Source organism: Achromobacter sp. NFACC18-2 (genome assembly GCF_900108985.1).
Taxonomy (GTDB): domain Bacteria; phylum Pseudomonadota; class Gammaproteobacteria; order Burkholderiales; family Burkholderiaceae_B; genus Achromobacter.
This window is the reverse complement of the sequence record NZ_FNYM01000017.1, coordinates 113,625-125,973: the sequence shown is the minus strand read 5'-3', so window position 1 is coordinate 125,973 and position 12,349 is coordinate 113,625. Positions and strand designations below refer to the sequence as shown.

Sequence of the window (12,349 nt, the reverse complement as noted above, 5' to 3'; positions counted from 1 at the left end):
CTGTCCGCCCGGCTGCGATACGCCGGCGAGAGCTCCACTACTGGGCGACGGACCTGAGCGTGTAGACGGAACTGAAGTCGAGGTCGCGGGCCACATATATTCCCAGCCGACCAGCCTGGTTGCGATAGAGCGTCGGCGGGATGTTGATGGTGTTGTCCAACACCGTGGTCACGGCATTCGTTGCGGCGTCGCCCGTGGTGTTGAATTGCACCTGGCCGTTGTCGCTGCTGCCACGTGATGTCGCCCACGTGCCCACATCGCTGATCAAGCTGATCATGATGGCTCCACCGAATCGCTCAGCGAAGTGCGTGTCGATGAAGCCGTCCAGGCCCGCCTCGCCCAGCGGGCCAGTTCCCGGAGAGTCGAGATGAATGACGACACCTTTGGGCGTTTCGAGGCGCGACCACACAACGCCGACACGCGGCTGGCCTTGCGCCAATACGCCTTGCTGGTAGCCGATGAATCTCGTCCCCTTGTCGATCAGAACCACGCGGCCGCTGGTCGAGCGGATATCATGCGGCGCGTAGCAAGCGAGCATTCCGGCTTGCGCAGTGACGAGCTTGGTTTCCTGGATGCAATCGATCATTGAGCCCTGGGTGATCAGCATGTCCCGGTTGCCGATCAGGCCAGCGTGCGACGCTGATAGTTTCATGGGCGTGAGCTTGCCGGCCATCGGCCCACTATCCGCTTCGCGAGGCGCAGGTTGGGGCGACCCTTGCCGGTCGGCCGACTTGCTGCCGTCATCCTTGGATCCTCTCAGGCCGCTCGTCAGGCGCCGCTGCATGACTGGATCGACCACTACCGCATCGGCCAAATTGGACAAGGCCCCCTTCTGTTCCGTTGGGGGGGCCGCTCCGGGCACGGTCGGCGCCGCAAGTGATGGCTCCGGCGGGGCCGGTGGCGGAGGTGGCGGATCTGGCCTGAGCTTCAGACCAGGAAGCACATTCTCGATCTTGTCTTGCATCGCGGGTGCGGCTCCTTGGGCGGCAGGCGTATTGAATGCCCGCCAACCCATCGTGCCAATCACCATGATCGCCATGAAGGTCAGGAGCCACATAAAGGCTTTCGCGCCCTGTTGCATGGGCTTGGCAGTGCCCGACAGGTCCGGACGGCCGCGGCCTTGAAGCTCCGCCTGGTGTTCCTCGATTTCGGACACGGCGTCAATGGTTTGACCGGGTTTTTTCCGCCTTTTGAAGAACTTCATGGCGCAGTTTCCTCACGAATGACACGCTCAACTTGTGGCGAGACGGTGCCGGTGGCCAAGCTGCGTGCAACGGGCGGGCCGTCGTTGTGAACGGCCAAGACCTGGTTGCCCACGCGCAAGTGCCATCGCTTGGCGACCCGATGGAGCACCACGGTCTGCTCGTCCTCCATATGACGGTTTACGATCACTTCTTGTCCGTCGGCATCCACGAAATAGATCGCAGGCAGATCCTGGCCAGGAGCAAAGCGAAGCCAAGTCTGCGCACCGTCATCCCACGCGGCCGTCGGCGCCAGGCTTGTGTCGCCGCTCATCGAGTAGGCCTGCCAGTTGATCGCGACGTCGGCGGTGGCCAGATCGCGTTGCACACGGTCGCGCTCTTCTTGGGCGGCGGACTTTGCCTGCTCCAGTTCGGGATAGCGCAGCACCACACGAAATACGCCGCCGCTCTTGCGGGCCTTCTCATACTTCAGCAGGAACGAGTAGTTCCGTTTGGTGGTGATGTAGAGAAGGTTCGTGTCGGCTTGCTCAACGATGGGTTTGAGCAGGAGATGCTTGCCGATCTGCTGAAAATCATACGCAGCCGAATCGCCAAAGGCGTGGGTCACATAGTCCTCGTCGTCGTTGAGCTGGATCTGGGTCGCGACGCCAAGGGTGGTGTCGACCTGAATGACGTCGGCGGCGTCATAGTCCGTCCAGCGGATTCGCTGATCCTTGGGCGAAGTTGCAGGTCTGTCAAGCGACCAGGCGGGCGCTGCGGCCGCGCAAAGCGCGACCGACAGCACCGCCACGGCCAAGGGCCTGAAGCGGATGTTCATCGGGCGTGTCCCATCTCGAGGTTGCTTTCACGCTGGCGCGACTGCTGGTGCGAGTGTTGATGGTCCATTCCCATCTCTGCCTGCTTGTCGTGGTCTGCGTCGCGCACCAGGCCCACGCCACCCACTGCCTTGAAGGGGTAGCTGATGGCGAGCGCATCTTCCTTGCCGGTCATCTCGAAGGACCGGTTCAGCGTGTTGCGAGCGTGGACGATGAGGTCGCCCGTGTCGTTGTCACGCTGAATCAAGCAGTTGGGCGTGGTTCCCACGATCGGACCCTTGTACTCGCGCCCGTCTTCGGGTTGGCGGATCTGTCGGTCTTGCTCGCCGTACAACTCCACCGGCCGACGCGCTTCGCGAATTCGCTCCTCGAAGTGCTTGCCGATGCGGTCGGCGGCCATCACAGCCGTGGGCAGACGCAGGTTCGCATCCTTGTGAAGATGGTCCTTGCACAAGCGTGCGGCGCCGTACAGGTCGCTCTTCGCGTAGCGCTCGATGTCGCGCAGCAGGGCAGTGCGCTGTGCGTTGTCCATGCGGCCCACTTCTTCGAGGCGGCGGGCGAGTTCGTTGATTTGTGCTTTTTGCATGACGATTACCTCAGCGTTTCGACAGCGGTTGAGTAGGAGATGACCTGAAAGCCCAACGGGTTGTCACGGATCACGCTTTCCGACATGGGCGTATTGACGAACCGATAGGCGAGGGTGGCGATGAACTGCTCGGAATTCGGCGACCGATTGGGGCCGATCTCGCTTCGTGTAAAGCGAACCGTGGCGGTCTGGTTGGGGCCGGGGGTGATCGAGCGAACGCTGATCGCCAGGCGCGTGTATTCGCCATACTTTTTGTCGAGGGCTTCGCGACCCGTTCTCGGGTCGTCCTCGAACTTTGAGTGGTACTGTTTCTGCACGTCCGGCGAACTGAACAACCCACATCGGTCGTACATGTTCTGCAGGGTGCGCCAGTCGTAGCCTTCGCAGGACAACACGTACTGCGTGACGAAGTAGCGTGCGAGCCGAGGTCCATAGTCCTCCTGTGCGTCGCCGAGCTGGGACACGTTTTCGACCTCACCGGTCGCATCGTTGACCCGCACGACGTAGGGCGGTTGAGGCGTGTAGCTCATCAGCAGCGCGGTCAGCGCGCCGACCGCCATGAACGCCAGTACGAATGCGGCTGTCGTGACGCGCCACGCTTTCGATCTGGACGACAGGATTTCCGTCAGAAGGTCCCGGTCCAGGCTCCGGTTTCGGTCAAGTTCTTGCTGAAGCGAGAGCTTCGGGTCGTCAAAGGACATGGTGGTCCTCCGATTTCCGGGCGAGAAGATGGGGCCGCACGTTTCGTGCGGGCGCAAATGGGCGAGCCGCGGCGAGCGCGGCCGAATTGGCGTGCTTCATGGGTTCTCCGAAGAGATAAGGGGATTTAAATCAGAGAAGGCTGGCTAAGGCGCAGCACAAAGAGAAAGGCACAGCGATTGCTGTGCCTTGGAGACGTCAGGGATCCACCGGGCGGAACGGCCGGTGCGTTACGGCGTTATTGCCGCATATTGCGGGTCATGGCTTCAGACGACCGCTTAGCTTGTTTGCGGAGATGCTCTTTGCGCCAATCCCAATCGTTCTTCGAAGTCGGGGTGGACATCCCGAGCAAAAACAACTGAGACGGCCACTTGAAGCAAAGGTACCAAAGCGGCCTGAGAATCCAGGTCCAGGTCGCCTTCGCAAGGCTCATCCATTGGAACGCGGATATCGGTTGCGTCGCTGGAATGCTGCTCGTTGCCGACAACGGGACATCACTTCCCATCAGCGGATTCTGCGAAAGAGCTTTGCCAAGTGGCTTTAGGGGGTCCATCTAGATCCTCGTTCTAATAATTGGTAGAAGGGATGGCGTATCTAGCTATCTTAGCCAATCTTGCCGATGAAGGGAACAGAGATTCCTCCCCCAGAGCCGGCGCCCGTAATTGCGGTGGCCACGACCGATACCTGCTCCAACATAAATTTCGAGCACATCATAAAAAACACGATTGCGGTCAGCATGGAAAAAATATTGATTTGGTCGGCTTTCGATAGGTCGATCAACCCTTGCTGGAGTTGTCCGAACATGCCCATGATGAACATAAAAACCACCATGAAGAGGCCCGCATATATCGCGTAATAGACGGCCTGCCCCACCCAGTTGCTAAAGAAATGCTTCGTTGGCTCGAATAGAAGTGCCAATATACATATAGGCCCTAAGACCACTACCAGGCCCATTCCAACCTTCACCGTGATGAGCACGAGCATGCCAATGGCGCTCATTACTGCCGAGATGATCGTAATGATGACGGAGACAACCACAAAGACAAATGCCTGCGCGATCTTCTTGATACCGCCTGGTGCGCGCTCTTGCAACCGAGTGCCGATCTCAGCGCCGTTGTTCGCCGCATCGTCCATCATCTCGGATGGGGTTTTGACGGTGCCGGTGAACAGCTGAGCAACGGACGTGGGCAGATCCAGCATGACACTGACGATCTCTTTCTGATAGAGCCCCCCTGCGCCCGCGATCGACACAATGATGACTATGTTGACCACCCGCCGTAGGGCGGTGAGCACCGGAGTTTGAATAGCACCCGAGCAGATGAGCCAGCCGTACCAGAGCAGCGAAACCGAAAGGCAAACCGATACGAGCGGCAAGATTTTCACCGTGACCGAAGCGACCATGGGCGTGATGACATTTGTCAGCATCGTGGTTACCGACTGGTCAATCCAGTTCGCGATGCCACCGAGTCCGACCAAGCTAACCCCGGTGGCGGCCATCACCGTGCTCCTGGAAGAGGGGCTCGAATTGCGCTGATGCTAAAGGAGCTGTCCGCGAGCTTCTGGGCTTGCTGCTCCATCAGGGCTTGCTCGGCCTCGATCTGGCGGGTGAGCATGTCGGCCCGCGTCTGATCAGCCTGAATGTTCGCCTGCTCGACCAGCAGGCGGGCCTGTAGATCAGCGATCGCCTTTGGATCCTGTGTCTGATTGATCTTGGCCTGCAGCTGGTCCACCTGCTTGACCCGGGCGGTCATCGCCTTTTGTGTCTGCTCCATCATCGCCTGACTGCGAACCGCGAGCTTTTCGGCACGAGCGTCCAGGTTCTTCTTGTCCTGCTCGTAGTTGCCCGTCAACCGTTCTTCACGCTCGATGCGCTCCACCACGTCCGAGATTGCGCCCAGCCCGCCGTTGGAGGCGCGCAAAATTTCCCGGGCGTCCGCCGGCAACGCGTCGCGGATCGCCGGGTTGTTCAGAATGTCGCCCAAGTTCCGAGTGCCAGTGAGGGATTCCAGCTGGCGCTTTTGGCTTTCGAGCTGGCCCTTGAGGACTTCGATCTGCTCGGCGTACTTGGCCAGCGTCTCGACGTGCTTGATTGCCCGGTCGGCGATGCTGGCGGCATCCACCACGGGGATGCCGCTCGCGTGGGCAGTCGCAAGGGAGTTGGTAAGAAGGACAACAGTCAGGGCGGTGGTAATCCGGGCGCGCCAGGCGCGGCTCGGGCGACGGTTGACGTTATGCGTCTGGGACATTTTCAGCTCCTTGTCGCCTCTTGGGCGAGTTTGAGGTAGTGGGGCAGCCAGAGGGCTGGGTCTTCGCCATGCTTGGCGATCGCCCCTTCTGCGATTTCGGCCAGGTCCTCGGATCCGGCGAACACCAGCAGCGCCTCGGGACATGATGAGAGGTCAAGTTCGGCGGTGACGGCAGACTCGTTTTGTTTGACAACGAACTGGCGGCTGAAGGGCGGCAGGTCCTTGACCATCTTGAACACCGCGGGCGATAGCTTGAATCCCTCGACGTACTCCTCGGCGGTCGCCTTGGGATTCTCAAGAAACATCGCCGTTGCGGATTGCTGAATGAGCGAGCGTCCCACTGGGTTCTCCAGGATTGCAGCGGGCTCCTGGGTGGCGAAGACGAGCACGCCGTTCTTCTTGCGGACCGTGCGGCTGGCGTCCTGCATCGACGCCTGGAAGTACGGCACTTTCAGCGGGTGTTGCACCTCGTCAAAGATCAGGGCGATACGTCGGCCGTCCATCATCTGGTCAGTCCGGTAGAGCAGGTACGTGATTGCCGCATCCCGGATTGGCCCTTGTTCGAGAAACTCCGTCAGGTCAAAGCCAAAGAGGTCATTGACGGCCAGGTCAAGCTCGTCTTTCGGGTTATCGAACAGCCAGCCGTTTTCGCTTCCTGCGCACCAGCGCTTGAGACGGTCCTTCAGGCTGAGCTGCCCATCCGGGGCCGGCGCCGAAGGCAAGAACTGCAGCAGGGTGGAAAGGCCCCGGTCCGCCAAGTCGATGTGGGTGACCAGGTGGTCGATTGCCTCTGCGATCTGCTTTTGCTCGGAACTGCTGGGCGGCTCGTCGCCCCTGGCGCCCAACTGGCGGGTCATGCTCGCCATGAATGCGACGTTGGAGGCGTTGGGCGGCAGCTGCAGGTAGTTCCAACCGGTTCTAACGCCCAGGCGCAGCGGGAAATACTTACCGCCCATCGCCATGACCGTCACTTGCATCCCGCGATCCTTGTCAAAGACGACGCCCGTGTAATTAAACTTGCGTGCCTGAGTGATCAGATGACCCAGAAGAACGGTCTTGCCAGCGCCTGACTGCCCGATGATGGACGTGTTGCCAAGGCGGCGTTTGCCGGTATCGTCCACGTCCTCCAGCGAGGCGTGAAAGTTTAGGTAATAGGGCGTGCCGCCCGTCGTCTTCAGCATCGTCACCGCCGGCCCCCAAGGGTTGCCCGCAGGCTTTCCGAAGAGGTAGTTGTGCATCGATGAGAAGCTCAGGAAGTTCAACGAGGTAATTGGCGCCGGACGCGGGCGCCATTTCCAGTTTCCTGGTAGTTGTGCCGCCCACGCCGCCATGGAGGAGCGATCACATAGTTTTCCAATGATCTCCTCGTCGGCCAGCGCGCCGCTGATGCTCGCCGCGGCCCGAAGGGCTCCCTCGCTGTCATCGCCAAACACTTGAATCGTCGCGTGATGATCACCCATGACAAACCGACCCGCCTGCAATTCATCGCGAGCCTTGTGCAGGTCCGCGATCTGAGACGAGGAATAGTCTCCCGAATCTTCTAGCCACTTGATCTGGCGTGACAGCGCTTTGAGGCCATCGGCCTTCGACATCGCACCGAACGACTGCGACAGCACAAACTCGTGCGGCTGGTTGAGCAGGCAGTTCAGGTGGCCCGCTCTGGTGTTGTTGGAGTACTCGCGCAGTTCCAGCATCACGTAGCGGCGCGTCCAATCGGGCCCCCGCATCTCGGCGAGTTCGCCATGCGTGGAGAAGAATTGACGGCTGGTAGGCAGATAGTTGTACAGGCGCGCGTTCACCAGCGGGACGGGCTGCATCTTGCCGTTAAGCAGAAATCCGAGGAATTCAGCCGGCTCCGAGAACCGCGACTTTCGGCGTGTTGCCTCCTCCCCGCCCGTGTCGTACGGAGATTCCCGTTCCACAATGGACAGCAGCTCGGGTGAATAGCGCTTGAGCGACCCGCGGAGCTTGCGGTTGACGTCGTCCAACTGCTCGATAGCCTGGTTCTGCCACGCAAGCGCCGAGCGCGCGGTGCGTTTTTCGAACTTGGACAGAAAGCGCAAGGCAGGATCGATCTGCGCCCGCATGATCACGGTCAGGTACATCTCATTGATCATCGGCGGCTTGCCGGCGAAGACCTTGCGATACGCAGCGTCGTGATCGCGAGAGAACTGGTCCGGATACTCACTTTCGGGGTACTCGAAGACCCGGCGCCGGACCAGGTGCGACCACATCCCGAAACCGGTCGGGAAGCCGCGGAACACGTTGTTCAATTCCTCGATCCAGCGGTAGTGCTCTTCGTCGCTGTAGCCTTGGAAAGTGCGCCCATCGATTCGCCATACCGAGAGGTATTCCCAGTCGCGGGTTGCAATGATGTTCGGCGTGACGTGATGCGAGTAGGGGACAAATGTGCTGACCGGCGGTTCATACGCCGGCAGCGCCACGATGGATTGTTGTGTCATCGGTCGTGAACTCCAAGCCAACGGGCCCAGGGGCGCCGGCGGCTGTAGGGTGTGGGCGTAAGAGAGATCGCGCCCCAAAAACGCTTGTTCTTAGCTACGAACTTGGTTTTGACCCAAAGCTCCCAGATCCAGAAGGCCCGGTCATCATTGCGGCTGAGGATGGCCATCACGGGATACAGGACGGGAAAGAGCAGCCAGCCCCAGATGGGGATGAACGAGGCAGCGGTGGCGGTCAAGAAGACCAAGCCCGCAAATGCGCGGGTGGGAACCCCGCCGGGAACTGTCGCTACGCGGGTCGCCCCTTTGAACAAAGGAAAGCGGTTGGGCGGGACCTGTGATGCGACCGCGGCTGGCGCCGTTGGGGCAGGCGCTTTGGCCTTCTGCTTCGGTGCGGTGGCCATGGCTAGAAGACCAGAGCGATGATGCCGCCGGCGATGGCGCCGGCAAAGACCATACCCACCGCCCATTGATATGCAGTCTCCTTCCGAATTACATCGAAGGAGTAGAGGATGCCGATGATGCCTGCAGAAATGAGACCGATGACGGGGATGATGAGCCAAAGCCAGTCTTTCAAGGCTTGCACCGCCTTGGTGCCTTTCTCGAGCTGGGCCATAGCCAGCTCAGGTTGCAGCATGAGGAGCACGGCCAGGGTGGCATATGCCAGCGCGGTGAGCATGCGGCTGCTCTTGGACGACGTGTTGATGTGGGAGGAAGACGAAGCGACAAACATGTGGAACTCCATTGGGCGTGGCCCTCCGGCCGACGGGCGGGAAGGCGTTTGTTGAGGCAGATGAGAAAGGGCCAGTGTTTAGCGGCTAAACACCGTTGAGGGGTACGCGGCTACTGCGTAGGCTGGCGTGATGGCAAGGTCGGTACTGGACGCCCGAATACCGCGTCAGTCTGGGGCGAGAAGGCATCATTGCGCCGAGTGCCGAAGGCATCTCTGCGGGGCGCTTGGAATGCATCTGGCTTGGATGGCTTGGGCGGCACCGAGCTGTCTGCTTTCTTTTGGGCGTCGGTCATTGCGCCAGCATTCTTTACGATGGCCGGCACCGGCAGGCCTGCGCCAGCGATGACCTTGCCTACATAGCCGTTGCTGAAACCCGAGGTCAGGTTGCCCGTGTTGTAGCAGCTGAACGCCGCATACAGCGCGTTCTGTCCTGCTCCGTGGAGCTTGGCGGCACGTTTGTAGCAATCGACCAGAACCCGCTGAGCGGAGGCCAGGTTGACGCACGGATCAAAAATCGACTCCGGCGTTACGCCAAGCCACTTCCAGTTGCGCACGTTGATCTGGCCATAGCCGACGTCGAAGTCGACACCCTGCGCGATGAGATCACGCACCGCCTGCACTGCCTCGTCTTTTGACTTCGGGCGGATGCTGCGATGCGGCTTGGAATTGACTCCGATGGCCAGGGGATTAAAGCCAGACTCATGCCGCACCACGGCACTCAGCGTGCTGATATGCACGTCCGGGGCGCATTGCCGGGCGAGTGTGGGAAAGTCCATGGTCAGTTCCCGACCATGCCGAAGCCGGTCCCTTGGCCGTTCTGCTCGCGCTCCTTGCGTTCGGCAAGCTCCTTCTCGTACTTGGCGAGCTCTCGGTCATAGTCCTTCGCTTCGACCCAGTAGCCACGTTCTTCCGGGGTCCCCACATACCGAGGCAGGTCGTCGTCGAACGCGGTGTACTCGTGCGAGCTGTATGCGTTGCAATAGCCGGGGCGCTTGTTGTTGATGATTGGGTAGCCGTCGTCGGTAGTTCCCCGCCAGACGCCCAGGGCAGAGTTCAAAGAGACTGCATCGCAGCGCCCGGCACCTTGCGAAATTGCGCGAACGAGGTCGCTCATCTCTTTTGAGTCCCCCGACGCCGGGCACAGCGATAGGAAATCCTGTCGGGCATTCAGGGTGTCAGAAAGTTTCTTCTTCTGAATTCCGAAGTAGCGAGAAAGGGATGGTGCGCATTCGCTGGGACGCGAACCACTGGAGAGGCACAGAATCGCTTCGCACGCGAGGCGCGTGTCGCCCGTGAGTTCGTCCGCAGCGATGGCTGTTCCAAGAGCCGCCGCGTACGACGCGCCCATGACAAGGAGCGCCACCAGGCGCCGCAGGATATGCATGATTATCTCCTCAGATCAGTGGCAGATGTCGTAGCTGCCGACGTCGATGACATTGTTCTTCTCGCGCGTTTCCGTGGTGACGGTGCATCCGTTGACGGATGTGATGTTGACCACGCGCGTTGCGCCAACGCAGTAATCGCCATCCCCACCCGTGCTGCTGTCGCAGCTGCCGTACAGCTCCGCGGTGCGGTTGCCGTTTGAAAGCTGGCAGTGCCCGAAGGAGCCGCTCTCGCCGCCCTTGGTAACCGACTCCCCGGGCCCCATCAAGAGGCCGAACCAGATGGGTGACGTCGAGTTCCCGCTGCCGGACGTGGTGCCCGAAGCATAGGTGCAATTCAACGTGGCGGTAGGTCGATGGATGGTGACGCCGAAGCGAGTTCCGTAATTGACCTGCATGGCTTTCGCCAGGTTTGGGGGGAGAGTGGAAGTGTTGTTGGTTTCCCCCGATTCCGCACCGTTCGCCGCTGCGATCAACGAGTCCACCACACCGGACAGGCGAGATGCAGTGCACGCATCCTGCCAGGGTCCCCACGGCTCATACGCGACGTCGTAGGCGTTCGCCTGCAGGATATACGCTGTCCGATATCGGGTACGACTTCCGGTGAACCCGGCCGGGCAGGCGGCCGATTCGGGTTGGGATTCAGCCCGTCGGCAGCCGCCGTAGGTGGTATGCCAGGCATAGCCGGTCACGCATCCACCCGGCGGCAGCGGTGCACCCTGGGTGACCAGGATGTTCATGTGGGTGAGATCCGTTTTGAGCTGCACGTCTGCCTGCTTGCCAGTCGGATCCGCAGCGGCTGCGGCGTGGCTTGAGATCAGGAGCGCGGCCAGGGCGAGCGTGCGCCTGCCCCAGCACTTGAGAGTGTGGAAATTCATGCTTGCCTCAGAGGTAATGAGTGCGCCCAGATCGGACGCACAAAGCGGGCGGGCTGCTTAGTTCCTGCAGCCCTGGATGACAGCCGCGCGCGCGTTTGCGCCGGCCGGAGAGATAACGACACGGTCTCCGGCGATGGCCACGGTCTGACCTACGCGCACGTAGCTGGAGCCTGAGTTCTGAAAGCTTCCTGCAAAGGTCCCGTTCACGGCGACAGCGCCGGCGGCATTGACCGACCCGGACCCTTGGATGGACCCCCCCACCGAGCCCCCAACGTTGACGTCGCTACCCGTGACGGTGACGTCCAGGGATTGGACCGACGCATACCGCCACGGCGTCTGACCAGCCGGGCAGGAAAGCGCTGGGATCGCTGCATCGCTGGGCAGATTGCTGTAGACGCCTGTGATCACGTGCCCGAAGGGCGTGAACCAAACGCCGCCAGTGCAGACCGCCAGCATCTTATTGGCCGTGGAGGCATAAAGACCCTCCACCGCACACGCCGCGCCTGACGCGACTGACGTGTTCAGCAGCAGACCCTTGTTGCTCTGGATAGTCTCCCCAACGGTGAGCGTGTTGTGAAGCGTGACTGGCCGAGTTTCTCCATGCCGCACAAACTGGCCGAAGGGTGTGGCGTCCAGGCTTGCAGCGATGACTGCGTGCCCAGGTTGCGTGCCGAAATCGAACCAGGCACGCGGAATGTCCATCAGGGGGCCGCGTACATTTGTCGATCCGCGGGCGTCGTGGCCACCGTAGCCTTCAGCGGCCAGGACCACCTTGCTCAGGAGGGTTGGATCGAAGACGCCACGGCTGCCGACAGGTGATGTGCATTCGGAGTTTTGCCGGAGGCTTCTCGCTGCGCTGATGGGATGGCAAACATAGACAAAGGCGCTGGTACGGCAATCAGCGCCTGGGCAGGCGCCCTGTCGGACCAAAATGAACCGCGCTACGTCTCCCAGGCTCGGGTATCGCGGGATGGTCGCCGGCAGCAGCCCGAGCGCCGTGAGGTCGGACAGCCCGCCCCGCGCCACTTGGGCGCCTCCCACGCTGGTCCAGGCTAGAGCTGGAAATGTGGGGTACGAGCCATCGGGCAGACCAGCGAGGTTTTCGCCGCGCATCCACGCCTCGTGCTTTAACTGCAGATCGACTACCGCGCCCCGGATTTGCATCAGGAAACGTCCGGTCGCCTCTGCGGCGCTTTCGTCGGCCTTGCGCCTGACTTCCTTCGCCGCGAATACAGCCAGCAACATCACGAGCAGTAGGGCAACCGTGACCTCGACGAGGGTGAAGCCTACCTGTGTGCGCGCCCGGTGGGTCGGCGGTGATTGAAATGATTGCATTTGGTCGCCTCCGT

At 61.0% G+C, this 12,349-nt stretch carries 13 protein-coding genes; all 13 read right to left on the bottom strand.

Annotation, left to right across the window (positions count from 1 at the left end; all coding sequences use genetic code 11):
- Window positions 1–37: 37 nt before the first annotated feature.
- Window positions 38–1,204 carry a type IV secretion system protein VirB10 gene (virB10, locus tag BMW75_RS23335; protein WP_092582053.1) on the bottom strand — a complete coding sequence of 389 codons (1,167 nt, stop codon included), beginning with the start codon at window positions 1,202–1,204 and terminating at the stop codon, window positions 38–40.
- Window positions 1,201–2,019 (bottom strand): TrbG/VirB9 family P-type conjugative transfer protein, encoded by an 819-nt coding sequence (locus tag BMW75_RS23330; protein ID WP_092582052.1) that lies wholly within the window; start codon window positions 2,017–2,019, stop codon window positions 1,201–1,203. The genes virB10 and BMW75_RS23330 overlap by 4 nt, the downstream gene beginning before the upstream one ends.
- Window positions 2,016–2,603: a hypothetical protein gene (locus tag BMW75_RS23325; RefSeq protein WP_057287162.1), complete on the bottom strand. Its 588-nt coding sequence runs from the start codon at window positions 2,601–2,603 to the stop codon at window positions 2,016–2,018. The genes BMW75_RS23330 and BMW75_RS23325 overlap by 4 nt, the downstream gene beginning before the upstream one ends.
- A 5-nt stretch (window positions 2,604–2,608) precedes the next feature.
- On the bottom strand, window positions 2,609–3,304 hold the full coding sequence (locus BMW75_RS23320; protein WP_092582051.1) for a VirB8 family type IV secretion system protein: 696 nt from the start codon (window positions 3,302–3,304) through the stop codon (window positions 2,609–2,611).
- A 601-nt stretch (window positions 3,305–3,905) separates the two neighbouring features.
- Window positions 3,906–4,799 carry a TrbL/VirB6 family protein gene (locus BMW75_RS23315; RefSeq protein ID WP_092582050.1) on the bottom strand — a complete coding sequence of 298 codons (894 nt, stop codon included), beginning with the start codon at window positions 4,797–4,799 and terminating at the stop codon, window positions 3,906–3,908.
- Entirely contained in the window at window positions 4,799–5,548 is a 750-nt protein-coding gene (gene virB5 / locus BMW75_RS23310) for a P-type DNA transfer protein VirB5 (RefSeq protein ID WP_092582049.1), read from the bottom strand. The genes BMW75_RS23315 and virB5 overlap by 1 nt, the downstream gene beginning before the upstream one ends.
- A 2-nt stretch (window positions 5,549–5,550) precedes the next feature.
- A complete protein-coding gene (locus BMW75_RS23305; protein ID WP_092582048.1) occupies window positions 5,551–8,010 on the bottom strand; it encodes a VirB4 family type IV secretion/conjugal transfer ATPase in 2,460 nt (819 codons plus the stop codon).
- A complete protein-coding gene (locus BMW75_RS30000; protein WP_092582047.1) occupies window positions 8,007–8,411 on the bottom strand; it encodes a VirB3 family type IV secretion system protein in 405 nt (134 codons plus the stop codon). The genes BMW75_RS23305 and BMW75_RS30000 overlap by 4 nt, the downstream gene beginning before the upstream one ends.
- Before the next feature lie 2 nt (window positions 8,412–8,413).
- Window positions 8,414–8,740, bottom strand: a complete 327-nt coding sequence (locus BMW75_RS23295; protein ID WP_139208585.1) for a TrbC/VirB2 family protein — start codon at window positions 8,738–8,740, stop codon at window positions 8,414–8,416.
- Window positions 8,741–8,850: 110 nt separating this feature from the next.
- Window positions 8,851–9,516 (bottom strand): lytic transglycosylase domain-containing protein, encoded by a 666-nt coding sequence (locus tag BMW75_RS23290; protein ID WP_092582045.1) that lies wholly within the window; start codon window positions 9,514–9,516, stop codon window positions 8,851–8,853.
- A gap of 2 nt (window positions 9,517–9,518) precedes the next feature.
- Window positions 9,519–10,124, bottom strand: coding sequence for a TrbM/KikA/MpfK family conjugal transfer protein (locus BMW75_RS23285; RefSeq protein ID WP_175493251.1), 606 nt, complete (start codon window positions 10,122–10,124; stop codon window positions 9,519–9,521).
- Window positions 10,125–10,139: 15 nt separating this feature from the next.
- On the bottom strand, window positions 10,140–11,000 hold the full coding sequence (locus tag BMW75_RS29265; RefSeq protein WP_139208584.1) for a hypothetical protein: 861 nt from the start codon (window positions 10,998–11,000) through the stop codon (window positions 10,140–10,142).
- Between the two features lie 57 nt (window positions 11,001–11,057).
- Window positions 11,058–12,335, bottom strand: a complete 1,278-nt coding sequence (locus BMW75_RS23275; RefSeq protein ID WP_092582043.1) for a hypothetical protein — start codon at window positions 12,333–12,335, stop codon at window positions 11,058–11,060.
- Between the last annotated feature and the right edge of the window lie 14 nt (window positions 12,336–12,349).